This is a genomic window from Kocuria varians (assembly GCF_006539885.1).
Classification (GTDB): domain Bacteria; phylum Actinomycetota; class Actinomycetes; order Actinomycetales; family Micrococcaceae; genus Kocuria; species Kocuria varians.
Map to the genome: position 1 here is coordinate 191,048 of NZ_BJNW01000001.1, position 23,803 is coordinate 214,850.

Sequence of the window (23,803 nt, forward strand, 5' to 3'; positions counted from 1 at the left end):
CTCAGGCGTCCAGTCCCACCCACGCGTGCCCGCCGTCCCGGAAGGCCTCGCGCTTCCAGATGGGCACCGCCTCCTTGATGCGGTCCACGACGTCCGCGCACGCGGCGAAGGCCTCGCGGCGGTGCGCGGCGGCCACGGCCACCTCCAGGGCACTGTCCCCCACCGCGAGCGCCCCGGTCCGGTGCGCCGCCCACACGCGCGTGCCCGGGTGATCGGCAGCGGCCCGGGCGACGACGTCGCACAGCACCTCGTGCGCCGAGGGGTGCGCCGTGTACTCCAGGCCCGTGACGCCCGTGCGGCCGCCGTCGTGGTCGCGGATCACGCCGCTGAAGCCCACCACGGCCCCGCACGAGGGATCGGCGACGGCTCGGCGCGCGGTCCCGGGGTCCAGCGGGTCCTCGGTGAGTTCCGCGTGCAGGACCAGCCCGGCAGGGGCGTCGTCACCCGGCTGAGCGGGAACCACCTCGTCCGCAGTGCGGGTGACCGAGCGGTCCTCCCCGTGGCCGTGGACGTCCTCCAGCTGCGCGCTGATGTGGTCCAGCAGGGGGTCCAGCACGGCCATGCCGTCCTTCACGCCACCGCGGGAGCCGGGGAGGTTCACCACGAACGTGCAGCCCACCTGGCCCGCCACTCCCCTGCTCATCACGGCGGTGGGGGTTTTCTCGAGCCCCTTGGCCCACAGGGCGTGCATCATCCCGGGGGCCTCCCGCTCGACCACCTGCGCGGTGGCCTCCGGGGTGACGTCGTCCGAGTTGAGACCGGTGCCGCCGGAGGTGATCACGAACCGCGGACCGTCCACCCCGTGGGACCCCGCGGTGAGCTCGCGCAGCAGCGAGAGCACCTGCGGTCCGTCCGGGACGGTCCGCACCGAGACCGTCATCCCCCGGCGCTCGAGCCACGAGCGCAGCAGCGGTCCGCAGCGGTCCTCGGCGGTGCCGTTCGCGGCGGAGGTCGAGACGATCACGACCACGGCGCGGCGGCCCTCCAGGTGGAAGTCGCTGTCCTCGTGCTGGTGCGGCGGGCGCTTCGCCCCCACGTGCTCGCGCTCGCTCACTGCCTGCTCCAATCCCCGCTCTTGCCGCCGGACTTGGCGAGCACACGGGTCTCCTCGATGGTGGCCGCCTTGTCCACGGCCTTGATCATGTCGTAGAGGGTCAGGGCCGCCACGCTCGCCGCGGTCAGCGCCTCCATCTCCACGCCGGTCACGCCGCGCGTGCGCACGGTCGCGCGGATCGTGACCCGGTCGCGCTCGGGAGCGAGATCCACGCTGACCTTGCTGATCGGCAGCGGGTGGCACAGCGGCACGAGGTCCGGGGTGCGCTTGGCGGCCATGATTCCGGCCACCCGCGCCACGGCAAGCGCGTCCCCCTTGGGCAGGTCGCCGGAGCTGAGGAGGTCGACGACGTCCGGGCGGGTCACGAGCACAGCCTGCGCCGTGGCCTCGCGGGACGTCACGGCCTTCTCGCTCACGTCCACCATGTGGGCCGTGCCGTCCTCACGGACGTGGGTCAGCCGGGGCTCCCGTGCGGGAATCGGGGTCTGTGTTTCGGACACCGCGGCCGTCCCGGGCCGCTCGTCGGGTCGGTGCTGGGTCACGCTGTCGCTCCTGGTGCGTCGTCGGTGGGGGCATTATGGGGTGGGGCGTCGAGGGCGGTGGTGCCGAGGGTCCGTGTCCCGTTCGTGGACGGGACGACGGCGACCGGGTCGCCGCTTGGAGCCCGGTCCGTGGCCGTGCCGGCCGTGGGCGGGCGCTGCGTCGGCGCACCGTCCGAACGGTGGAGCGGGGGCAGCACGCCGCCAACCACGGGCAGCACGGCCACGGTGGCCCCCGACGGCAGCCGCGGACCCCCGTGGGGGATCTGCACGAGCACGTCCGCGCGGGCGGCCGCCGTCAGGAGGTGCGACGATGCCCCGCCCACGAGCGCCACCTGCGGGACGCCGGCGTCGTCGTACCCGGTGATGCTGCCGCGGCGCAGCTGCGTCCGCGCCTCCAGCGGCACCACGGGTTCGTCCAGCACCGCCGTGCCCCAGCGCGGCGGTGCGCACGCACCCCACGCCGCGGCCAGCGCAGGGCGCACCAGCACTTCACACGACACCCATGTGCTCACGGGGTTGCCGGGGACGCACACCACCGGCACGCCGTGGAAGACCGCGGTGCCCTGGGGCCCGCCCGGCTGCATGGCCACGTGACCGAACCAGGAGTCGTCGGCGTGGGCCTCGAGACCCTGGCGCACGACTTCGAAGGCCCCGGCGCTGATGCCGCCACTGGTGATCACGAGGTCCGGCCGTTCGGCGTCGACGGCGGCGGCCAGGGCCGCGACGAAGGCAGCCGGGTCGTCGCGGACGGCCATGCGGATGACGTGCTCGGCACCCGCCTCGCGCAGCCAGGCCGCGAGCAGCGGTCCGTTGGCGTCGTAGAGCGCGCCGGGCCGCAGCTCTGTCCCGGCCGGGATGACCTCGTCGCCGCCGGTGACCACGAGCACGCGGGGTCCTCGGCGCACGCGCACCGTGGCGGTGTCCGTGAGCCCGAGCGCGGCGCAGGCCCCCAGGGCGGCGGCACCCAGGAGGGTTCCGGCGGGCAGGGCCACGGCACCGCGGGCGACGTCGCTGCCCACCGGGCGCACGAACGTCCCCTCCGGGGTGGTGCGGGCCAGCTCGGCGTCCACCGTGATGCTGGGCGTGTCGAAGCGCGACGGCGAGACGCGTTCCACGGCGAGCACGGCGTCCGCGCCGTCGGGGATCACGGCGCCGGTCATCACGGCGGTCGCGGTGCCCGGGGCATGGTGCGCGGGGACGGCACCCGCGGCGCGCGTGCCCCGGACGGGCAGGGTCACGGCCTCGCCGGTCTCCCGCGCCCTCGCGAGGTCCGCCACGCGCACCGCGAAGCCGTCCATCTGGGAGTTGGTGTGCGGGGGCAGGTCCAGGGGCGCCACGAGGTCCGCCGCGAGCACCCGACCCGCCGCACGCGCCAGGGGCAGCGCCACGGCGTCGTCCGCCGGGCCGCGCCGCCGGCAGAGCAGTACCGCCAGGGCGCGACGGTGCGATGCGATGCTGCGGGACATGACTCCAGGGTAGCCACCGTGCCGGGGGCGCCGGGGCGCGTCGGAGCCGAGACCTAGACTGGGGCCATGTCCGTCTTCCTCGGCAATCCCCAGGTCCTCCCCACGCGCGGGGTGCCTACGCAGGGGCCGCTCACGGACCGTTTCGGGCGCACCGCCACGGACCTGCGGATCTCCCTGACCGACAAGTGCAACCTGCGCTGCACCTACTGCATGCCCGCGGAGGGGATGCAGTGGCTCTCCCGCGACGCCCTGCTCACGGCCCCGGAGGTCGTGCGGCTCGCGCGGATCGCGGTGCGGGATTTCGGGGTGCGGGAGATCCGCCTCACCGGCGGCGAGCCGCTGATCCGCCCGGACCTCGAGGAGCTCGTGGGATCGCTGCACGAGCGGCTACCCGGGATCCCGGTGTCCATGACGACCAACGGCATCGGCCTCGAAGCACGCGCCCAGGGACTCGCGGACGCCGGGATGAGCCGCGTGAACGTCTCCCTGGACACCCTGTGCGCGGACACGTACCGCCGGCTCGCACGCCGCGGCAAGCTCGCGGAGGCACTGGCCGGCGTGGCCGGGGCCCAGCGCGCGGGGATGCGCCCGGTGAAGCTCAACGCCGTGCTCATGCGCGGCGTCAACGACCACGAGGCCCCCGAGCTGCTGCGCTGGGCGCTCGAGAACTCGTGCGACCTGCGGTTCATCGAGCAGATGCCCCTGGACGCGGACCACGGCTGGACCCGCACGAACATGGTCACCGCGGCGCAGATCCGTGAGGCGCTGTCCCAGGAGTTCGAGCTCTCCCCGGACACCGTTCCCCGCGCCGGGGCGCCGGCGGAGAAGTACCTCGTGCGGGCCCATAGGGGCGGTCCCGTGCTGGGCACGGTGGGAATCATCGCCTCGGTCACGGAGCCGTTCTGCGAGGACTGCACCCGCACCAGGATCACCGCGGAGGGCCACGTGCGCTCGTGCCTGTTCTCCCACCACGAGACCGACCTCATGCAGCTGCTGCGCGACGGCGCGTCCGACGACGCCGTGGCCCAGCGGTGGCGCGAGGCCATGTGGATCAAGCCCCGGGCCCACGGCATGGACCACACCGGGCTGGACTCCGGGGACTACGTCCAGCCGGACCGCAGCATGAGCGCGATCGGGGGCTGAGGGGATGCTCGTCCGCTACTTCGCCGCCGCAGCCGCCGCAGCCGGCGTGCCGGAGGAGGAGATCTCCACGCACACCGGCATCACCCGCGAGGACCTCCAGCAGCTGCTCGTGTCCCGCCACCCGGTGCCGCCCCCGGGGGAGCCCTCGCTCGCGCAGGTGCTCCCGCGCTGCTCGTGGCTCGTGGACGCCGTCGCCGCCCGTGACCCGCGGGCGCCCATCTCCCCCGCCGCGACCGTGGACGTGCTGCCGCCCTTCGCGGGAGGCTGAGCCGTGGTGCGCGCCCACGCGTCCCACCCGGCGGGTCCTGCCGTGCGGCACGTCCGGGGCGGGACAGCGACCACGGAGACAGCGCCTCACCGCAACGCCCGCCACCTCCGCAACGGGGCGGGGCGTCCCGGAACGGACGCCCCCGACCGCCACGACCTCCACGACCTCCACGACGAAGGGACACCGCACCATGAGCGCCGCGAACGATCCTGACTGGGCCCGGGCCCTGCAGACCCTGCGGCACGCGACGCGGGAGGACGCCTCCGGCCTGGCGCACGGCGCCGGTGCGGCGCTCGCGACGGCCCGCGGCGCGGCGTCGAGCACGGACGTGGCCCTGGAGGACGCCCCCGGCCGCGTGCTGGCGCGGGACGTCCGCGCCCTGTGCCCCGTGCCGCACTACGCGTCGAGCGCGATGGACGGCTACGCGGTGAACGGTCCCGGCCCGTGGCGCCTCGTGAACGCGGAGGACCCCGCGCGGGACACCCTGCCGAGCGCGGCGTCGGACCTGGCTCTGGCCCCCGGTACCGGCGTCGTCGTCGTGACCGGCGGCGTGATCCCCGAGGGCACCACCACCGTGGTCCGGGACGAGTACGCGCTGCGCCGCGGGGACGCCGTGGAGCTCGCGCCGGAGGCCCCGCGCTCGGAGCTCGCCGGGCGGCACGTCCGGCCCACCGGGACGGAGTGCGCGGCCGGGGAGATCCTGCTCGAGGCCGGCGCCGTTGTCTCCCCCGCCCATGCGGCCTTCGCGGCCGTCGCGGGCGTGGACGCCCTGCCGGTGCGCACCGCACCCCGGGTGGCGCTCGTGCTCACGGGCTCCGAGGTGGTCACCGAGGGCTTGCCCGGTCCCGGCCGCGTGCGGGACGCGTTCGGCATGTCCCTGCCGCACGTGGTCACCGGGATGGGCGCAGTGGTGGGCGAGATCCGCCGCGTCGCCGACGACGCCGCGACCCTCCGGGACGCCGTCCGCGCCGTGAGCGCCACGCACGACCTCGTGGTCACCACCGGCGGCACCGCACGCTCCCGCGCGGACCTCGTGAGGCCCCTGCTGGAACGGGACGCACGGCTGCTCGTGGACCAGCTGGACATGCAGCCCGGGCACCCGGCCGTCCTGGCCGCGGCCGACGACGCCGCCGTGCTCGCGCTGCCGGGAAACCCCCTGGGTGCGGTGGTCGCCCTGCTCGTGCTGGGCGGCGCCTTCGTCACCGGGTTCCTCGGGCGGCCGCCCGCCGCACCCCGCCGCGCCGTGGCGGGGGCGGAGATCTCCGGTGGACGCGCCGAACGTCTGGTTCCCGCACGCCTGGAGGACGGCGCCTGGTACCCGTGCCGCGCGGTGGGCTCCAACATGCTGCGGGGCCTCAGCGCGGCGGACGGTCTGCTGAGCGTCCCACGCGGCGGTCTGCACGCCGGGCAGCCGACGACGGCGCTCCCCCTGCCCTGGTAGCGCGCGGCGTCGTCGTCCCTGACACCCCGAGCCGGGAGGAACCGCTCAGACGACGCTGAAGTCCTGCTCCCAGATGGCCGACTGGCCGGCGTCCCGGAAACCCAGGCGCGCGTTGACCCAGTTCATGCGGTCGTTGCCGCTGTGGGTCCACGAGTAGACCGTGGTGACCTCCGGGGCCACCGCGGCGAGCTGCTCGAGGTTGGCGAGCTTCAGCCGCATGCCCAGCCGGTGCCCGCGGTGCTCGCGCACCACCAGGGTCTCGTCCTGCAGGGCCAGCGTGGGCCGGTGCTGGGCCAGGATCAGCTCGGTCATGCCCACGAGCTCCCCCGTGCGGAGGTCCTCGACCACGGCCATGAGGGAGCGGTCACCGTCCTCCTGGCGCAGCTGCTCGGTGCGGCGCACGCGCTGCCCGTCCCATGGGTCCGGATCCGCCACGAGCGGGCGCACGAACGAGTCCGTGGGGATCTTGGCGTGCAGCTGGGCGAGCGGCTCCAGCAGCTCCTCCGGAGCCTCGCCCACCCACGTGTGCATGCGGTAGTGGTCCGCGAACGGGGCCGCGGCCAGGGAGTCGTGCAGGCGCCGCAACCGCTCCGCCGAGAGCGGGACCTGCAGCAGCGCGAAGCTGCTCACGGTGCGCAGCTCGTAGCCGGCGTGCTGGGCGAAGCGCGTCTGGCGGTGGCTCGCGGGCAGCCGCCCTGAACCGTCCGCGGCCTCGAGCCACTGGACGGGCCCCGCGGTTCCCTCGGTGCTCCCGTCCGCACTGCCGTCGCCCGGCCCCTCGGGGTCGCGCGCCTCTGAGGCGGGGTGCTCGGTCACGAGCCGGATGAAACGGCGGGACTCGCCGTGCGCGAGCTGCTCGGCCGCGCCCAGCAGACCCCGGCCGATCCCCTCGGCCGTGTCCTCCGGGTCCACGTGCACCACGATCTGCGCCATGTCCGTGTCCGAGAGCAGCGGCATCCGCACCTCCGCCCGGCCCACCAGGCGCTCGTCCTGGGAGGCGCAGAGGATGTTGACCCGCTCGTAGGGGTCCTTGAGGTCCCGGAAGATGTCGTGGGCATCGTTGCTGAGCAGACCCGTCCCCCACACGTACTCCCGGCAGGACTGGACGAGGTCCGCCACCTCACCGAGGCTGCGGCGGGCGTCGTCGTCGAAGTCCTCGGGGATGCGCAACAGCTCGATGCGGATCGGTGACGGCTGTGTCACAGTGCTCTCCTTCACTGCCGTTCTCGGCCCGAACGGCACCGCGGCAACGGAACCCCACGGGCTCCGGCCTCCAGTACATCATGTCAGCCCGAGGGGGTGCCGGGCCCCGGACATGACAGTGGGGTCCGGCCTGCGACGGCACGGACCCCACTGCTCACGACCGGTGATGCGGGCCTGGGCCCGCACCGTCACCGGATGATCACGCCTGAGCGGTCACCTCGGTGGCGTTCGGGTCCACGGGCACGCCCGGGCCGAACGTGGTGGCCACGGTGGCCTTGGTGATGTAACGGCCCTTGGAGGCGGAGGGCTTCAGACGAAGCACCTCCTCCAGCGCGGCACCGTAGTTCTCGGCGAGCTTCTCCGTGGAAAAGGAGGCCTTGCCGATGATGAAGTGCAGGTTGGAGTGCTTGTCGACGCGGAAGTCGATCTTGCCGCCCTTGATGTCGTTGACGGCCTTCGCGACGTCCATGGTCACGGTGCCCGTCTTCGGGTTCGGCATGAGGTTGCGGGGACCCAGGATCTTGCCCAGGCGGCCCACCTTGCCCATCATGTCCGGGGTGGCCACGGCGGCGTCGAAGTCGGTCCAGCCGCCCTGCACCTTGGCGATGAGGTCGTCGGAGCCCACGAAGTCCGCACCGGCGGCCTCGGCCGCGGCGGCCTTGTCACCGGTCGCGAAGACGACCACGCGGGCCGTCTTGCCGGTGCCGTTGGGCAGGTTCACCGTGCCGCGGACCATCTGGTCCGCCTTGCGGGGATCCACGCCCAGGCGCATGGCCACCTCGACGGTGGGGTCGGACTTGCGGCCTTCGGCCAGTTCCTTGGCCAGGGCGACCGCCTCGAGGGGCGAGTAGAGCTTGCCCGCCTCGATCTTCTCGGCAGCTGCCCGGTATGCCTTGCTGCGCTGTGCCATCTGCTTCTTCTCCTTGTGCAGTTGTGGTCTGCGGACCGCGCTCGGCCCTGCCACGTGTGTCGTCTTGCGGGTGAGTCCGGAAGGACTCAGTTGACCTCGATGCCCATGGAACGGGCGGTGCCGGCGATGATCTTCGCGGCGGCGTCGATGTCGTTGGCGTTGAGGTCTTCCTTCTTGGTCTCGGCGATCTCACGGACCTGGTCCATGGTGATCTTGCCGACCTTGTTCGTGTGGGGAACACCCGAGCCCTTGGGCACGCCGGCGGCCTTCTTGATCAGCTGCGCGGCGGGCGGGGTCTTGGTGACGAAGGAGAACGAGCGGTCCTCGTAGACGGTGATCTCCACCGGCACGATGTTGCCGCGCTGGGATTCCGTGGCCGCGTTGTAGGCCTTGCAGAACTCCATGATGTTGACGCCGTGCTGACCGAGCGCGGGACCCACGGGAGGAGCCGGGTTGGCGGCACCTGCCTGGATCTGCAGCTTGATCAGGCCTGCGACCTTCTTCTTCTTGGGAGCCATGAGATGGTCCTTCTTCCAGCTGTGCGTACCGCCGCACAGGAGCGCACGACGGCGGGTGGCCGCCGTGGCGCGGCGACCGGACGGAAACGCACCGGACCAAAGCTCATCCGGGGGCCTCCGAAGTGTGTGGGCGACTAGATCTTGGTGACCTGGTCGAAGCCGAGGGTCACGGGGGTCTCGCGCTCGAAGATGGAGACCAGCACCACGAGCTGCTGGGATTCCACCTTGATCTCCGAGATCGTGGCGGGCAGCGTCTCGAACGGGCCCTCCTTCACGATCACGGACTCGCCGACCTCGAAGTCCACGGTGATCTGCTGCGCGGCAGCACCCTGCCCGCCGCCCGCGGAGCCGGCGGACTCGCCGAGGCCCTTGGCCTTCTCCGGGGTCTCGAACGTGGGGGCCAGCATGTCGAAGACCTCGTCCAGGCGCAGCGGCGCCGGGTTGTAGGCGTCCTGGCCCACGAAGCCGGTGACGCCCGGAGTGTGGCGGACCGCACCCCAGGAGGCGTCCGTGAGGTTCATGCGCACGAGCACGTAGCCGGGGATCCGCACGCGGCGCACGGTCTTGCGCTGCGAGTTCTTGATCTCCACGACCTCTTCCATGGGCACCTCGATCTGGAAGATGTCCTCTTCCATGTTGAGGGACTGGATGCGGGTCTCGAGGTTGGTCTTCACGCGGTTCTCGTAGCCGGCGTAGGTGTGGATGACGAACCAGTCGCCCTCCTGGCGGCGCAGCTTGGCCTTGAACTCGGCCACGGGGTCCACGTCCTCCTCGACGCCCTCCTCGGTGACCTCGACCTCCACCGCGGGCACCGCCGTGGCGTCCTCGCCGCCCTCGGCGACCGCGAGATCCGCCTCCTGGACGGAGTGCTCGTCGGTGACGCCCTGATCCCCGGAGGCGGGCTCCCCGACCTCGACGGTCTCGGCAGTCTCCGCCACGCTCTCCGCCGACTCGTCCTGCGCGGCCTGGTCCGACAGGGTGTCGGCCTGGGCGGGCTGAGTGTCGTCGTTCTCGAGCTCGTGATCGGTCACGGGGGATTCCTGCTTTCTGTGGACGGCTGTGAAGGGCTGGTTGGAGCTACTGGGCCTGGGTGCCGTTGCCGAAGAGCCAGACGGCCACCTGGCCGAAGCCCAGGTCCAGCAGGGAGATCAGCACCATCATGAACGCCACGAACACCAGCACGACCAGGACGTAGTTGACCAGTTCACGCCGGGTGGGCGTGACGACCTTCTTGAGCTCCCCGACGACCTGGCGGAAGAACAGCCAGATCCGGCCGAAGAATCCGAGCTTGCGGTCCGACTCCGTGGGCTGGCCAGGGGTCTGTCCTGTGACGGTGTGCGACATCGGCTCTCCCCTGCGTGAAGCAACTTCTCGGCGGTGGTCTTCGTGCCGTGTTGAGGTCGTGAAGCAGGGCAGACAGGACTCGAACCTGCAACCTGCGGTTTTGGAGACCGCTGCGCTACCAATTGCGCCACTGCCCTTCACTGCCCGCACCGCGGCCGGGCCGCGGATCTCGAGCACGGTGCCTGAGCCTATCACCGGGGACCGCTCCCCCTGCGACTCTCGCCGCGCAGGAACGACCGCTCGGGTGGCGGCACCACCAAGACAGCGTACGCGTACGCCACGATCCGTGCAAAGCGTGTGGTGGGCGACCTACAGTGGAAGCAGCGTCCGGGCCCCGGACGGCGCTCCGGCATCCAGCGAACCAGGAGAGTTCATCACCATGTCACCATCGCAGCAGCGGATCTCACGCCGCATCGGGGCGATCGCGGAGTCCGCGACCCTCGCCGTGGACGCCAAGGCCAAGGCGCTGAAGGCCCAGGGACGTCCCGTGATCGGCTTCGGGGCCGGCGAGCCGGACTTCCCGACCCCGGACTACATCGTGGCCGCGGCGGCCGAGGCCCTCGAGAACCCCGCGAACTTCCGCTACTCCCCCGCCGCCGGTCAGCCGAAGCTGCGCGCGGCGATCGCGCGCGCCACTGCACGGGACAGCGGCTGGGAGGTCGCGGACTCGCAGGTGCTGGTGACCAACGGCGGCAAGCAGGCCGTGTACCAGGCGTTCCAGACCGTCGTCGACGACGGCGACGACGTCCTGCTCCCGGCTCCCTACTGGACCACCTACCCCGAGGCCATCCGGCTCGCCGGCGGCAACCCCGTGGAGGTCTTCGCCGGCGCGGAGGACGACTACAAGGTCACCCCCGAGAAGCTCGAGGCGGCGTGGACGCCGCGCACCAGGGCCCTGCTGTTCTGCTCGCCGTCCAACCCCACCGGTGCCGTGTACACCGCGGAGGAGACCCGGGCCATCGGCGAGTGGGCCGCCGCCAAGGGGATCTTCGTCATCAGCGACGAGATCTACCAGCACCTCACCTACGACGGCGTGGAGTTCGTCTCCATGGCCCAGGCGGTGCCCGAGCTGCACGAGAACCTGATCCTGGTCAACGGCGTGGCCAAGACCTACGCCATGACCGGCTGGCGCGTGGGCTGGCTCGTGGGCCCGCAGGACGTGGTGAAGGCCGCGACCAACCTGCAGTCCCACCTGTCCTCCAACGTGAACAACGTGGCGCAGGCCGCCGCACTGGCCGCCCTGGAGGGCCCGCTGGACCAGGTGGACGCCATGCGGGAGGCCTTCGACCGGCGCCGCCGCACCATCGTGGAGGGGCTCAACGCCATCGACGGCGTGAACTGCCCCGTGCCCACCGGCGCGTTCTACGCGTACCCGGACGTCACCGGGCTGCTCGGACGCGAGTTCGACGGCGTCCGGCCCGAGACCTCCGCCGAGCTCGCGGAGCTGATCCTCGAGAAGGCGGAAGTGGCCGTGGTTCCCGGGGAGGCCTTCGGGCCCTCGGGCTACCTCCGACTCTCCTACGCCCTGGGCGACGACGACCTCGCCGAGGGCCTCGCCCGACTGCAGAAGTTCCTGGGAGGAAAGAACTGACATGAGCATCACCAACACCCTGAAGGACCTCGACGCCCAGCTGCCCTCGCCCGTGGCCGTGCCCAGCGCCGCTCTCGTGAGCGCCGGGCTGGTCGGCGGCTACGGCGTGGCGCGGCTGACCAAGGTCCGCGCTCTGGGCGGCGTGGCACTGCTCGCGTGCGGCGTGGCCGCGGGCCGGACCTGGCTCGCCTCCGCCGGACCCGCGACCACCGCGGGACTCTCGACCCTGTACGTCGCGGGTTTCGGACTCTCGCACCCGCTGGCCAAGAAGATGGGCCCCTGGCCGTCCGTGCTCGCCGTGACCGCGGTCAACGCCGCGGCCTCGTGGGCGCTCGTGGACCGGCACAACTTCGGCGCCGACGCCGCATAGCCCGCCGCTGCGCGGAAGGTCGCCCTCCGCTCGCGGCACGCACAACGGCCGGTCCCCTCGAGCGAGGGGACCGGCCGTTGTGCGTGGACGGCTGCCTCAGGAGTGAGGGGTGATGCCGCGGCGTCGTGCCCGGATCCCCAGCAGCAGGTCCACCACGAGGAAGCCCAGCAGCGAGACCCCGAGCACCGGCATGAACAGCCCGACCGCGACGGTCCCGAGCACCAGGAGCGGCCACACCCACACCGGCACTGCGCGCAGGGCACCGCGTGGCGGGAGCGGACCGAAGTGCACCCCCGTGGCGCGCGTGGGCCGGCGGCGCCACCACATGGCGTAGCCGCTCACCACGAGGACCACGATCGCCGCGGCGAGGACCAGCAGCACGAGCTGGTTGGCGAGCCCGAAGAGCAGGCCCATGTGCGCGGCGATGGCCCACGAGGACAGCCGGGCGGGCAGCGACCAGTCGGAGAAGCGTAGCTGGTCCGTCACCGTGAGGTGCTGCGGGTCCACCGCCACGCTGTCGAGCTGGACGGGCCACCTCCGCTCGTTCTCCGCCACGGTCCAGGCACTGCCCGGGGCGGCGGCGGGCTTGATCTCGATGGTGCCCGCGTCCAGGCCCGCGTCCCTGGCCGTGGCGAGCACGGCGTCGTAGGAGCCCGGGCCGGACACGGCCATGTGGTGGCCGTGGTGGTGCTCCGCGTGCTCGTCGGCGGACATGGAGCCCGAGCCTGCGCCGAGGTCCGTGGAGACCTTCGGCGTGGTCCAGTTCAGCGCGGTGCGCAGCTCGGAGACGTTCTGCCCCGCATAGGCGGACCACGTGAGCCCGGACGCGGAGAGGAAGAGGAACCCCACGGCGAGCCACACCCCGGTGGCGGTGTGCCACGAGCGGGTGCGCCGGTACGGGTTGGCCTCCCCCGGCCGCGGCACCAGGGCGACCCGGGCGCGCCGACCGTGGGCGACGCGGCGTCGGTGCAGGACCACGAGCACCACGCCGATCAGGGCGAGGACCCAGAGCCAGGACGCGGCGAGCTCGCTGTAGAGCCGCCCGGGCTCCCCCAGCAGCAGGTCGCGGTGCAGCCGGTCCACGGTCGTGCGCAGCGGCAGCGCACCGCTCGCCCCGTAGACGGTCATGTCCCCCGTCACGCGGCCCGTGCCGGGGTCCACGAAGACGGCGCGGGACTCCCCCGGGCCCAGGGCGGGGTCCGCGAACATCACGCGCGTGGTCCCGCCCTCCGGGGCCGGGCGCACGGTCACGGGGGCCTCGGACGTGCCGACGACGCCGCGGGCCACCTCGACCTGCCGGTCCAGGCTCAGGGGCTGGGCGGACACGGTGTCCGTCAGGGCCTGCGCGTGCACCACCCGCTCGAGCTGCGGGGTGAAGACGTACAGGGCGCCGGTGACCGCGGCGACCACCAGGAAGGGCCCCACGAACAGGGCGACGTAGAAGTGCAGCCGGCGCAGCAGCGGCAGCAGCCAGGGGGACGGGCGCGCACCCGTGCGGGCGCGCTCGGACGACGATGCGTCCAGTGCTGTGGGCATGGTGAAGTACCTCTCGATCAGATGACAGACCGACGGCGCCCCGGATGGGCCGGGGTGGTCGGGAAGGAACCGCTCAGATCGAGAGGAGGGGCGGTCCGCGTCGTGAGATGACGCGCACGGGTGACCACGTGCGCGGCGGCAGCAGGTATGCCAGGGGCACCGGGCGCGGGGCGCGGCACGGCACCAGGGCCGCGCGCAGCAGGAGAACGGCGGTGAAGAGCAGCCGCGAGGTGGCCTCCGCGAGGCGCCACCAGCCGTCCTCCGCGTGCCGCAGCAGCACGAAGGTCACCGCGGCCGCAACGAGGTGCGCCCAGAGCATGGCCCCCTGCGGCATGGCGGCGTGGCCTGCCACGGCATCCCCGGGCGCCGCCACGGCCTGGACCAGCTCCGCGTGGCCGTGGTGCGCGTGAGCCGGGTCCGCGGCGTCGTACCCGCCACCGGCAGCAGCGGCGCCGCCCGAGAAGACCAGGTGGAACGGCAGCTGGCTCGCCAGCACGGCGCAGCCCGTGCGCAGCGCACCCATGCGCCGTCCGGCGAGCGCCACGCACACCACGCCCGCGAGCGCGAACGCGACGGCGAGCAGCAGGGGGCTGGGCGGGTCCGGGTGCACCGAGTAGTGGGAGGTCGCCGCGCACAGGATGCAGACGGCAGCGGCCGCCCAGCCCCGGAAGAACCGGGCCGGGCGGCTCACGGGCGCGCTCAGGTGCATGCGGGAGACCTCGGGTGGATGCGGGTGCAGGTCCCGGAGGGCGGGCTCAGTCGTCCACGGCGTCGCGGCCGCGGCGCACGATCAGGGGGTCCGGCGGGTAGACCACCGAGGTGTCCTTGTCCTCGTAGTCGAACTGGTTGAGGAAGAAGCGCATGGCGTTCAGGCGCGCCCGCTTCTTGTCGTTGGACTTGATGGTGATCCACGGGGCGTGCTCCGTGTCCGTGCGGCGGAAGGTCTCCTCCTTGGCCACGGTGTAGTCCTCCCAGCGGTCCAGGGAGGCCAGGTCCATGGGCGAGAGCTTCCAGCGCCGCACGGGGTCGATCTGGCGGATCGCGAAGCGCGTGCGCTGCTCGTGCTGCGTCACCGAGAACCAGAACTTGGTCAGGTGGATCCCGGCATCCACGAGCATCTTCTCGAACAGGGGCGCCTGCAGCATGAAGTTCTCGTACTGCTCGTCCGTGCAGAAGCCCATGACGCGCTCCACGTTGCCGCGGTTGTACCAGGAGCGGTCGAAGAGCACGATCTCCCCGTTGGTGGGCAGGTGCTGGATGTAGCGCTGGAAGTACCACTGGCCCTGCTCGCGGTCCGAGGGCTTGTTCAGGGCGACCACGCGCGCGGCACGGGGGTTCAGGTGCTCCGTGAAGCGCTTGATGGTGCCGCCCTTGCCCGCGGCGTCACGGCCCTCGAAGACGATCACGTGCTTGAGGTCGTTGTCCTGGCCCCAGTACTGGAACTTCAGCAGCTCGATCTGCAGCTGGTACTTCTCGAGCTCGTAGTCCTCGCGGGACATCCGCTCGTCGTAGGGGTAGCCCTCGCGCCACGTCTCGACGGCGCTTCCCCCCGGGTCGATGAGGTCCGGGTCCGGGGACTGCCCGTCCCGCACGGTGTATCCCTGGTCCACGAGCTTGTCGATGAACTCGCGCAGGTTCTCCCGCGCCGGTTCCTGCTGGGCGACCATGGCGTCCTCCTCGTGACCTGGGGTGGCGGACACGTCGTCCACCGTTCTCGGTCTCGATCCTAGTTGCCCGCGCGCGCGGAAGCCGGACCGTGTGACAGCCGCGAGTCTCCCCCGCCCCGGTCCGGTGCACGGGTGTGCTGTCCCGGGCCGCCCGGTGCAGCTCGGTGCGGCCCGGTGGAGAAATGCCACCGGAAACACCCTCCGAACACCCCCCGGCAACCGCCCCGGGGACCCCGGCGTCACTAGGATGGGAAGGGCCAGGTACCACCCGCAAAGACACAGGAGCACTGAGTAGACATGCGAATCGGGCTTATGACCAGCGGCGGGGACTGCCCCGGACTCAACGCGGTGATCCGCGGCGCGGTGCTGCACGGCATCAAGTCCTTCGGCCACGAGTTCGTCGGCTTCCGTGACGGCTGGCGCGGTGTGGTGGAGGGCGACATCATGGAGCTGCCCCGCCAGAGCGTGCGCGGTCTCGCGCGCCAGGGCGGCACGATCCTGGGCACCTCCCGCACCAACCCCTTCGACGGGCCCAACGGCGGCCCCGAGAACATCGCGAAGGTGCTCGAGAAGCACCACATCGACGCCGTGGTCGCCATCGGCGGCGAGGGCACCCTGGCCGGGGCCAAGCGGCTCGCGGACGCCGGTCTGCCCGTCGTGGGCGTGCCGAAAACCATCGACAACGACCTCCAGGCCACGGACTACACGTTCGGCTTCGACACCGCCGTGTCCATCGCCACGGACGCCATGGACCGGCTGCGCACCACCGGCGAGTCCCACCACCGCTGCATGGTCGCGGAGGTCATGGGCCGCCACGTGGGCTGGATCGCGCTGCACTCCGGCATGGCCGCCGGCGCCCACGCGATCCTGATCCCCGAGTTCCGGGTCCATATGGACCAGGTGACCGAGTGGGTCAACGAGGTGCACGACCGCGGCCGCTCGCCCCTGGTGGTCGTGGCCGAGGGCTTCATCCCGGACGACCGCAAGGCGGCCATCGCGGGCAAGGGCACCGAGGCCTCCGGACGCCCCCGCCTGGGCGGCATCGGCGAGTTCGTGACCCAGGAGATCGAGCACCTCACGGGCATCGAGACCCGCAACACGATCCTCGGCCACATCCAGCGCGGCGGCGCCCCCACGGGCTTCGACCGTGTGCTGGCCACGCGCCTCGGCATCGGGGCCGTCAACATGGCGAACGACCGGCAGTGGGGCAAGATGTGCGCCCTGCGCGGCACGGACCTGGTGCGCGTGGACTTCTCGGAGGCCCTGGACGGCCTCAAGGCCGTCCCGCAGGACCGCTACGACGAGGCCAAGGTCCTCTTCGGCCGCTGACACCCGGCCACGGCCCGCGCGCGGACCGGTTCTCCCGCGGGAGGGCCGGTCCGCGGTGCATTCCGGGGACGACGCCGCGGCGCTGGGTCAGAGGCGCATTCCGCCGCCGCGCGGACCCCGCATGAGGCCCTGCGCGCGGCCCACCACGGAGCCGGCGTCCGGCGGGACGACCACCGTCTGGGAGGCCGCCCACTCCTCGCGGGCGAGCTCTGCCGCGGCGGAGTCGTCGGGGGCGGTGGCCCCGCCGGTCTCCTCACCGGCGCGGACGACGTCGCGCACGGTGAGCACGGCGGAAGGGTCCACGGAGCGCTTGAGCACGGCCAGGGCCACCGGCCCGGCCTCGTGGTGCAGCTGGGCGGCGGTCACGCGGCCCACGACCTTGCCCCCGAGCTCCACGGTGGCGCCGGCCTCGGGCAGCGTGTGCTGGGAGCCGTCCAGGTCCAGCAGCGTGAGCCGGCGCGGCGGGTGCCCTAGGTTGTGCACGCGCGCCACGGTCTCCTGGCCCTTGTAGCAGCCCTTGGACAGGTGCACGGCCGTGCGCATCCAGTCAAGCTCGTGCGGGATGGTCTTCTCGTCCGTCTCCATGCCCCACCGGGGGCGCCAGGCCTCGATCCGCAGGGCCTCCGCGGCCCAGGACCCGGCCAGGGAGATGCCGCGCTCCCCCAGCGCGGAGACCGCGGTCTCCAGCGCGTCCACGGGGACCAGGTGCTCGTACCAGGAGCGCTCCCGGCCGGGGTGCTCCTCCGGCGCGCCGTAGGCGTGACCGCCCGCGGAGACCTCGGGCCAGGGATCGTGCCACACGAGCACGGGGCGGTTCTCGTCACCGGCCGCGGCGCTCAGAGCGTCGGTGAGGATGGGGCCCAGGTCACGCGTGGCGGCGAGCACGGCCCACTGTGCACTGACGTCGCGGACCTCCACGCGCAGGGCGAAGCGCATCGAGTCCAGCCAGCCCGCCAGACCGGGGGCCTCCTCGGCCTCCGCGATCAGCCACGTGGTCTCGCCGTCGTCGAGCACGTGCGGCGCGTACTCCACGCGCCCCTGCACGCTCAGGAAGAGGGTCTCGCTGCTCTGTCCGGGACTCAGTCCCGTGAGCACCTGCGAGGAGAGGGTGGTCAACCAGCTCAGGCGGTCCGGACCGCTCACGGTCACGACGCCGCGCTGGGACTCGTCCACGACCGCCCGGCCGCGCGCCAGGGCACGCTGCTCGTGGACGGGATCGCCGTAGTGGGCCGCCACGCCCGCGTCCGGTCCGTGCCCCGCCACGGCACCGTGGTGCCGCAGGAGCACGGAGGAGTAGAGGGGCGCCGCGTCCGTCATTGCTGGGATTCGGCGGGGTCGATCTTGGTGAGCTCGGCCGAGGCGTGGGTGGCCAGCTCGTGGCCCTCCGCGGCCATGTCCCAGGCCCACATCAGGTGGTTGTTGACCAGGCCGTAGAGGCGGGTGCCGGAGACATATTCCTTGGCACCCTGCGCGCGGATCACGGCGTCCGTGGTCAGCTCCACGCGCGGGCCCTTGATCTGCCCCAGGTACAGCTCGGCGACGCCGCCGGGCTGCGTGATGGAGACGGAGATGTCGAAGCCGCCGTCCGCGTTGCGCAGCTTCTCGACGTCCTCCGCGGAGGCGACCACGGGGACGGGATCCGGGGGAAGCATCCCGGGGCCGATGTCACCGTCCTCGCGGGGACGTGCGAGTTCCCATAAGCCCTGCTCGTAGGTGGCCTCGCGCTGCGGCTCGCCCTCGTCGTCGAGGAGCGTGGTCCACGCGCGGTAGACCAGGAACGGCAGGCCCGTCTGCTCGAACGTGACCCGCTGGCGGAAGGCGCGCTGCTCGGCGTCGCCGTAGCCCATGAAGCCGTTGCCCTCCCACGTGCCCAGAAGCCACGCGAAGGGGACGAGCTCGGGTGTCAGGTCCGAGGGGATCTCGATGGGCACGGCTTACATCTGCCCCTTGAAGAGGCTGAACACGACCTTGAGGGAGATGCCGAGGATGGCCAGTCCCGCGAGACCGAGGAGGACGAGGTAGAAGATTTCGAGTCCAAGCATGGCCTCACGCTACCACGGAGGCGAGCACCTGACCGGTGAAAACGGCGACCATCCCGAGCAGCGCCACGGGGGTCACGCCGAGCGTGATCATGCCCCGCCGCGGCAGGTTCGGCGGCGCTGCGGAGATCACCCGGGCACCGGCCACCACGAGGATCGCCGTGAGGGGTGCGCCCACCCCGGCCACGGTGAGCCACCCGCTGAGGTCCTGCTCATGGGCCACCCCGGAGAACGCGATCCACCCGGAGGCGGCCACGGCGGCGAGCACCCCCGTGACGGAGGCCAGGGCGGACTCCAGCCGGTACGTGGCGCCCTCCCCGCGCACGAGCTCCGCGGCGCACGCGGCCATGAAGGAGACCCCGATGATGGCGGGCAGCCACACGAGCCGCTGGGACGGGTAGAGCTGCACGAGCACGCACGCCAGGGTGCCCGCCACGGCGATCAGCACGTTGTGACGACGTCTCGCCCGGATCCCCGCCGCGGCGGGCCAGCCGACGCCGATCATCACGGCCATCCCCACGGAGACCACCAGCGGGGCCCACGAGCCGACGAGCGCCGCGGTCAGGGCGAGGACGAGTGCCACCAGCGCGGCGACGATGATGCGCGCGTACGTCATGTGCGGTGTCCTTCGGAAGCCGGTGGCAGGGATCGTTGCTGTCCTCAGCGTAACGGTCCCGGCCGGGGACGCTGACCCCCGGTCCTATACTGGAGCGGTCATCGGCCGAGCCCATCCGGGCGGCTCCTCCCCCGTCCGAGCGGATCCCACCGTGTCCCACATCGCGCTTCTGATCACCTCCGCCGGTGCCGTGGAGACCGCTCTTCCGGCGCTGGAGCTGCTCTCCCACCGCGTGGACGTGCACCCCATCGAGGCCACCGGCGGCCTCACGGGAGCCCGCCGCCCGGACGTCGTCGTGCTGGACGGGACCCAGAACCTCGTGGCCGCGCGCAACGCGGCCCTCGCGCTGTCCGCGCTCGACCGCCCGCTGCCCGTGCTGCTCGCGGTGACCGAGGGCGGGATGGCTGCCGTGGCGGCGTCGTGGTGCGTGGACGACGTCGTGCTCAGCACCGCCGGTCCCGCCGAGGTGGAGGCGCGGCTGCGGCTCGCGAGCGCGGCCCAGGGCGCGGGCGCCCCGGCCCAGGACGAGAGCGTGATCCGCGCCGGCTCCGTGGTGATCGACGAGGACACCTACACCGTGAAGGTCGGCGGGCGCGCCCTGAACCTCACGTTCAAGGAGTTCGAGCTGCTGAAGTTCCTCGCCCAGCACATGGGCCGGGTGTTCACGCGCCAGCAGCTGCTCTCGGAGGTCTGGGGCTACGACTATTACGGGGGAACGCGCACCGTGGACGTCCACATCCGTCGGCTGCGAGCCAAACTGGGCTCCGACCACGAGCATCTGATCACCACGGTGCGTAACGTGGGATACAGCTTCGCCGGGGGCCGGGACCAGACCCCCTGACCGCGCGAACCCACCACAACGAGGAGGCACCATGGCCGTCACAGTGACCCCGTACGAGAACGTCCCCGATCCGGAGGCGCTCGTCGCCCTCGCCCAGCGCGCCGAGCAGGCGGACGGAGAGCCGCCGTTCTCCGACCAGACGGTCGTGGACATCCGCTCCGGGCGCGCCGGCGTCACGGCCGTGACCGCCACGGACGGCGAATCGCTGGTGGGCGCCGCCGTCGTCGTGCCGCAGCCGGACGCCGCGTCCACCTTCACCGTGGAGCTCGTGGTGGACCCCGAGCACCGCAACCGGGGTGTCGCCACCGCAATCGGCGGGCAGCTGCGCGCCATGGTGGACGGCACCGTGGAGGCGTGGGCGCACGGCAACACGCCCGCCGCGCAGCGCCTCGCGGAGCTCTACAGCCTCACGCCGGTGCGCGACCTCTACCGCTACAAGCGCTCCGTGAAGGGCGCGCAGGACGTCCCGTTGGACGTCTCCCTGCCGGACGGCGTGACGATCCGCGCGTTCGAGGTGGGCCGGGACGAGCAGGCGTGGCTGCGGATCAACTCGCAGGCCTTCGCGCAGCACCCGGAGCAGGGGCGGCTGAGCCTCTCGGACCTGCAGGAGCGCGAGAACGCCCCGTGGTTCGACCCCGCCGGCTTCCTGCTGGCCGTGTCCTCCGAGGACCCCGACACCGTGCTCGGCTTCCACTGGACCAAGGTGCACCCGGCCGTCGGGGAGACCCCCGAGATGGGCGAGGTCTACGCCGTGGGTGTGGCACCGGAGCAGCAGGGCTCGGGCCTGGGTCGCGCGCTGACCGCGGCGGGCATCAACCACCTGGCCGAGCAGGGCCTGGGCGAGGTCATGCTCTACGTGGACGCGGAGAACACCGCGGCCGTGGCGCTCTACGAGTCCCTGGGCTTCGAGCGCTGGCACACGGACGTCATGTACCGCAGCTGAGCGCGGCTAGCATCATTACCGGACTCCCCGCCCTCCTCACCCGGGCGGGGCACGCGCCTCGGACGACGGAGAACGGATCATGGCAAAGAACTCCACCCCGGGCAGGTACGGCATCCTCGCGGCGGGCTGCCTCTGCTGGCGGGTCGTGGACGACGAGCTGCAGGTGCTCGTCATCCACCGTCCGCGCTACGACGACTGGTCCTGGCCCAAGGGCAAGCAGGACGACGGCGAGACCCTCCCGGAGACGGCGGTGCGCGAGCTGCGCGAGGAGACGGGGCTGCGGATCACGCTGGGCGTGCACCTCGCGGACACCGTCTACAAGGTGCGCGGCCACGACAAGCTCGTGCGCTACTGGGCCGCGGAGGTCTCCCCGCTCGTGAAGCCCGCCCCGGAGGACGACGAGGTGGACCGCATGGAGTGGGTCACCCCGAGCAGGGCCCGGAAGATGCTGACCAACAAGGACGACGTCGCCCCGCTGGAGGAGCTCGTGCGCCGGCACTCGCGCGGGGAGCTGGCCACGCGGCCGGTGATCGTGATCCGCCACGCCAAGGCCAAGCCGCGCTCCTCGTGGCAGCGCGCGGAGGGCGACCGTCCGCTCGCCGCCACGGGCAAGCGCCAGGCCCTTGCCGTGACCCGGCTGCTCGCCGCGTGGCAGCCCCGGCGCGTGGTGACCTCCCCGTGGCTGCGCTGCATGTCCACCGTGGTGCCCTACGCCAAGAAGTACAACGTGAAGGTCAAGGAGCGCCCGCAGCTCACCGAGGACACGCACAAGCGCCACCCCAAGCGCGCCGCGAACGTCACCGAGCAGCTCTTCGAGACGGAGCGGCCCGTGGTGCTGTGCACCCACCGCCCGGTGCTGCCCACCGTCCTGAAGGTGCTCGCCCGGCACATGCCCCCGGAGCTCGCGGAGAACCTCCCGGCCACGGACCCATACCTGAGCCCCGGCCAGATGATCGTGCTCCACATGCCTCGCACCGGCCAGCGCTCCCAAGCCGTGGCCTTCGAGCTCATCTCGCCGTTCGACGACTGAGCGCGGGCCGCGGCACCGAGCGCTGCACCGAGAACGGCGTCGAGAGAGGAAACCCATGGCCACCATCCCCACCCCCTACGAGGACCTCCTGCGGGACGTGCTCGAGCACGGCACCGCCAAGACGGACCGCACCGGCACGGGAACCCTGTCCGTGTTCGGCCGCCAGATCCGCTACGAGCTGGGCGAGTCCTTCCCCCTGCTGACCACCAAGCGCGTGCACTTCAAGTCCGTGGCACTGGAGCTGCTGTGGTTCCTCTCCGGCTCCTCCAACGTGCGCTGGCTGCAGGAGCGCGGCGTGAGCATCTGGGACGAGTGGGCGGACGAGGACGGCGAGCTGGGCCCCGTCTACGGCGTGCAGTGGCGCAGCTGGCCGGCCGGGCACGGCGAGACCATCGACCAGATCGAGCGTGTGGTGGAGTCCATCCGCACGAACCCGGACTCCCGCCGTCACCTGGTGACCGCGTGGAACCCCGCGGAGGTGGACCGCATGGCCCTGCCGCCGTGCCACGCCCTGTTCCAGTTCTACGTGCAGCCGCGCGAGGACGGCCCGGACGCCCTGAGCTGCCAGCTCTACCAGCGCTCCGCTGACCTCTTCCTGGGGGTGCCGTTCAACATCGCGTCCTACGCCCTGCTCACCGTGATGGTCGCGCAGCAGTGCGACCTGGTGCCCGGTGAGTTCGTGTGGACCGGCGGCGACTGCCACATCTACACCAACCACATGGAGCAGGTGGCCACGCAGCTCTCCCGCGAGCCGTACCCGTACCCGAGGCTCCGCCTGACCCGGCGGCCGAAGTCGATCTTCGACTACGAGTACGAGGACTTCGAGGTGCTCGACTACAAGCACCACCCCGGCATCAAGGCCCCGGTGGCGGTGTGAGCGCCCGCGGCACCTCCGCCCCCGTGGTCGGCGGGATCTGGGCGCAGTCCCCGGACGGGGTGATCGGCGTGGACGGTGGCATCCCGTGGCACCTGCCCGAGGACCTGAAGTTCTTCGCCCGCACCACGATCGGCCACCCCGTGGTCATGGGTCGGCGCACGTGGGAGTCGTTCCCCGAGCGCTTCCGCCCGCTGCCCGGACGGGCGAACATCGTGATCACCTCCCGCCCGGAGAGCATCCCCGCGGACGGCGAGCGGGTGTGGGCCGTGGACTCCTACGACGCCGCCCTCCGCCTCGCCGTGAAGCTCGCCGCGCATCCCGGGCACGTGACCGGGGCAGACAACGACGGCGGCTCCGTCGTCCCCGCGCCCACGGAACCCGTCCGGGAGGTCTGGGTGATCGGCGGGCCCGGCGTGTGGCGCGAGGCCGCCGAGCACGCCGAGCTGCCGCTGACGCGCGTGCTCGTGACCACCGTGGACCTGGACGTCGCCGGGGATACCCGGGCCCCGGCCCTCGACGGCACGTGGACCCGCCACGAGGTCCGGGACTGGGAGCGCTCTGCGAAGGGCACGCGCTTCAGGATCGACGAGTACGTGCGCTGACGCCCGAGACCTCCCGCGCACGCCGTGACGGCCCGTGCGCGGGGGCGCCCCGTGGGCTAGCGTGATCCACCACACACGTGCGGCCACGCACCCGAGGATCCGGAGGTCCCCACCGTGACGAGCGAGAACACCCCGCAGCTCCACGAGAGCTCCACCCTGCGCGTGGTCCCCAACCACGACGCCTCCCGCTACGAACTCTGGGACGGGGACCAGTACATCGGCTTCCTGGGCGTGGAACGGCTTCCGGACGGCACCGTGGACCTGCAGCACACGATCATCTCCGAGAAGTTCGCGCGCCGCGGCTACGCGCGCACGCTCGTGACCCGCGTGCTGGACGAGTACCGCGAGCAGGGCGTCAAGGTCCACCCCACGTGCAGCTACATCCGGAACTACATGGACCGCTTCCCCGCCTACCGGGACCTGCTGGCGTAGCCCTCCGCCCCCGGGGCGCGCGGCTGAGACACCTTCGCGAC

26 protein-coding genes and 1 tRNA gene are annotated in these 23,803 nt (G+C 72.4%); 12 read left to right on the forward strand and 15 right to left on the reverse strand.

Annotation, left to right across the window (positions count from 1 at the left end):
• Position 1: 1 nt before the first annotated feature.
• The 3 genes from KVA01_RS00905 to KVA01_RS00915 are packed head-to-tail and all read right to left on the reverse strand — an operon-like array spanning position 2 to position 3,062.
• Positions 2–1,054 (reverse strand): molybdenum cofactor biosynthesis protein MoaE, encoded by a 1,053-nt coding sequence (locus KVA01_RS00905; protein WP_141268552.1) that lies wholly within the window; start codon positions 1,052–1,054, stop codon positions 2–4.
• Positions 1,051–1,554 carry a cyclic pyranopterin monophosphate synthase MoaC gene (moaC, locus tag KVA01_RS00910; RefSeq protein ID WP_068468145.1) on the reverse strand — a complete coding sequence of 168 codons (504 nt, stop codon included), beginning with the start codon at positions 1,552–1,554 and terminating at the stop codon, positions 1,051–1,053. Before moaC ends, KVA01_RS00905 begins: the two co-directional genes overlap by 4 nt.
• A gap of 38 nt (positions 1,555–1,592) precedes the next feature.
• Positions 1,593–3,062, reverse strand: a complete 1,470-nt coding sequence (locus tag KVA01_RS00915; protein WP_141268554.1) for a molybdopterin molybdotransferase MoeA — start codon at positions 3,060–3,062, stop codon at positions 1,593–1,595.
• 66 nt (positions 3,063–3,128) lie between these two features.
• Between KVA01_RS00915 and moaA the strand changes: the two genes are divergently transcribed.
• The 3 genes from moaA to KVA01_RS00930 all read left to right on the forward strand — a co-directional run bounded on the left by moaA (position 3,129) and on the right by KVA01_RS00930 (position 5,914).
• Positions 3,129–4,205 (forward strand): GTP 3',8-cyclase MoaA, encoded by a 1,077-nt coding sequence (gene moaA / locus KVA01_RS00920; protein ID WP_068468046.1) that lies wholly within the window; start codon positions 3,129–3,131, stop codon positions 4,203–4,205.
• Positions 4,206–4,209: 4 nt separating this feature from the next.
• Positions 4,210–4,473 (forward strand): MoaD/ThiS family protein, encoded by a 264-nt coding sequence (locus KVA01_RS00925; RefSeq protein ID WP_068468048.1) that lies wholly within the window; start codon positions 4,210–4,212, stop codon positions 4,471–4,473.
• A 190-nt stretch (positions 4,474–4,663) separates the two neighbouring features.
• The gene (locus tag KVA01_RS00930) at positions 4,664–5,914 is read left to right on the forward strand and encodes a molybdopterin-binding protein (protein WP_082810255.1); all 1,251 of its coding nucleotides are present in this window, start codon (positions 4,664–4,666) and stop codon (positions 5,912–5,914) included.
• Positions 5,915–5,959: 45 nt separating this feature from the next.
• Here KVA01_RS00930 and KVA01_RS00935 read toward each other — a convergent pair whose 3' ends face one another.
• The 6 genes from KVA01_RS00935 to KVA01_RS00960 all read right to left on the reverse strand — a co-directional run bounded on the left by KVA01_RS00935 (position 5,960) and on the right by KVA01_RS00960 (position 10,026).
• Positions 5,960–7,117 (reverse strand): GNAT family N-acetyltransferase, encoded by a 1,158-nt coding sequence (locus KVA01_RS00935; RefSeq protein ID WP_141268556.1) that lies wholly within the window; start codon positions 7,115–7,117, stop codon positions 5,960–5,962.
• 199 nt (positions 7,118–7,316) lie between these two features.
• A complete protein-coding gene (gene rplA / locus KVA01_RS00940) occupies positions 7,317–8,027 on the reverse strand; it encodes a 50S ribosomal protein L1 (protein ID WP_068468052.1) in 711 nt (236 codons plus the stop codon).
• An 86-nt stretch (positions 8,028–8,113) separates the two neighbouring features.
• Positions 8,114–8,545, reverse strand: a complete 432-nt coding sequence (gene rplK / locus KVA01_RS00945) for a 50S ribosomal protein L11 (RefSeq protein WP_068468054.1) — start codon at positions 8,543–8,545, stop codon at positions 8,114–8,116.
• Between the two features lie 134 nt (positions 8,546–8,679).
• Complete coding sequence (nusG, locus tag KVA01_RS00950; RefSeq protein ID WP_068468056.1) at positions 8,680–9,576, reverse strand: transcription termination/antitermination protein NusG; 897 nt, start codon at positions 9,574–9,576, stop codon at positions 8,680–8,682.
• Positions 9,577–9,622: 46 nt separating this feature from the next.
• The gene (gene secE, locus KVA01_RS00955) at positions 9,623–9,889 is read right to left on the reverse strand and encodes a preprotein translocase subunit SecE (RefSeq protein ID WP_068468058.1); all 267 of its coding nucleotides are present in this window, start codon (positions 9,887–9,889) and stop codon (positions 9,623–9,625) included.
• 64 nt (positions 9,890–9,953) lie between these two features.
• A tRNA-Trp gene (locus tag KVA01_RS00960) sits at positions 9,954–10,026 on the reverse strand.
• A 242-nt stretch (positions 10,027–10,268) separates the two neighbouring features.
• Here KVA01_RS00960 and KVA01_RS00965 point away from each other — a divergent pair.
• Positions 10,269–11,480: a pyridoxal phosphate-dependent aminotransferase gene (locus KVA01_RS00965; protein WP_141268558.1), complete on the forward strand. Its 1,212-nt coding sequence runs from the start codon at positions 10,269–10,271 to the stop codon at positions 11,478–11,480.
• A gap of 1 nt (position 11,481) precedes the next feature.
• A complete protein-coding gene (locus tag KVA01_RS00970) occupies positions 11,482–11,850 on the forward strand; it encodes a hypothetical protein (protein WP_068468062.1) in 369 nt (122 codons plus the stop codon).
• Between the two features lie 96 nt (positions 11,851–11,946).
• On the opposite strand, the gene KVA01_RS00975 is transcribed toward KVA01_RS00970, so the two are convergent.
• The 3 genes from KVA01_RS00975 to ppk2 form a co-directional block, all read right to left on the reverse strand.
• Positions 11,947–13,386, reverse strand: coding sequence for a PepSY-associated TM helix domain-containing protein (locus KVA01_RS00975; protein WP_141268560.1), 1,440 nt, complete (start codon positions 13,384–13,386; stop codon positions 11,947–11,949).
• 73 nt (positions 13,387–13,459) lie between these two features.
• Positions 13,460–14,095 carry a hypothetical protein gene (locus KVA01_RS00980; protein ID WP_082810256.1) on the reverse strand — a complete coding sequence of 212 codons (636 nt, stop codon included), beginning with the start codon at positions 14,093–14,095 and terminating at the stop codon, positions 13,460–13,462.
• Positions 14,096–14,141: 46 nt separating this feature from the next.
• Positions 14,142–15,053, reverse strand: a complete 912-nt coding sequence (ppk2, locus tag KVA01_RS00985; RefSeq protein ID WP_174805689.1) for a polyphosphate kinase 2 — start codon at positions 15,051–15,053, stop codon at positions 14,142–14,144.
• A 297-nt stretch (positions 15,054–15,350) separates the two neighbouring features.
• Here ppk2 and KVA01_RS00990 point away from each other — a divergent pair, with 297 nt between their 5' ends.
• On the forward strand, positions 15,351–16,382 hold the full coding sequence (locus tag KVA01_RS00990) for a 6-phosphofructokinase (protein WP_068468067.1): 1,032 nt from the start codon (positions 15,351–15,353) through the stop codon (positions 16,380–16,382).
• Positions 16,383–16,469: 87 nt separating this feature from the next.
• Here KVA01_RS00990 and ygfZ read toward each other — a convergent pair whose 3' ends face one another.
• The 3 genes from ygfZ to KVA01_RS01005 form a co-directional block, all read right to left on the reverse strand.
• On the reverse strand, positions 16,470–17,699 hold the full coding sequence (ygfZ, locus tag KVA01_RS00995) for a CAF17-like 4Fe-4S cluster assembly/insertion protein YgfZ (RefSeq protein WP_068468070.1): 1,230 nt from the start codon (positions 17,697–17,699) through the stop codon (positions 16,470–16,472).
• The gene (locus tag KVA01_RS01000; protein ID WP_141268562.1) at positions 17,696–18,313 is read right to left on the reverse strand and encodes a nitrobindin family protein; all 618 of its coding nucleotides are present in this window, start codon (positions 18,311–18,313) and stop codon (positions 17,696–17,698) included. Before KVA01_RS01000 ends, ygfZ begins: the two co-directional genes overlap by 4 nt.
• 115 nt (positions 18,314–18,428) lie before the next feature.
• Positions 18,429–19,037, reverse strand: coding sequence for a hypothetical protein (locus KVA01_RS01005; RefSeq protein ID WP_068468073.1), 609 nt, complete (start codon positions 19,035–19,037; stop codon positions 18,429–18,431).
• 151 nt (positions 19,038–19,188) lie between these two features.
• Between KVA01_RS01005 and KVA01_RS01010 the strand changes: the two genes are divergently transcribed.
• The 6 genes from KVA01_RS01010 to KVA01_RS01035 all read left to right on the forward strand — a co-directional run bounded on the left by KVA01_RS01010 (position 19,189) and on the right by KVA01_RS01035 (position 23,762).
• Positions 19,189–19,878, forward strand: coding sequence for a response regulator transcription factor (locus KVA01_RS01010; RefSeq protein WP_068468076.1), 690 nt, complete (start codon positions 19,189–19,191; stop codon positions 19,876–19,878).
• A gap of 31 nt (positions 19,879–19,909) precedes the next feature.
• Positions 19,910–20,821, forward strand: coding sequence for a mycothiol synthase (gene mshD / locus KVA01_RS01015; protein WP_141268564.1), 912 nt, complete (start codon positions 19,910–19,912; stop codon positions 20,819–20,821).
• Between the two features lie 79 nt (positions 20,822–20,900).
• Entirely contained in the window at positions 20,901–21,851 is a 951-nt protein-coding gene (locus tag KVA01_RS01020; RefSeq protein WP_068468080.1) for an NUDIX hydrolase, read from the forward strand.
• A gap of 55 nt (positions 21,852–21,906) precedes the next feature.
• Positions 21,907–22,728: a thymidylate synthase gene (locus tag KVA01_RS01025; protein ID WP_068468082.1), complete on the forward strand. Its 822-nt coding sequence runs from the start codon at positions 21,907–21,909 to the stop codon at positions 22,726–22,728.
• A complete protein-coding gene (locus KVA01_RS01030) occupies positions 22,725–23,330 on the forward strand; it encodes a dihydrofolate reductase (RefSeq protein ID WP_269449169.1) in 606 nt (201 codons plus the stop codon). Before KVA01_RS01025 ends, KVA01_RS01030 begins: the two co-directional genes overlap by 4 nt.
• A gap of 114 nt (positions 23,331–23,444) precedes the next feature.
• Positions 23,445–23,762, forward strand: a complete 318-nt coding sequence (locus KVA01_RS01035; protein WP_068468084.1) for a GNAT family N-acetyltransferase — start codon at positions 23,445–23,447, stop codon at positions 23,760–23,762.
• Positions 23,763–23,803 lie beyond the last annotated feature (41 nt).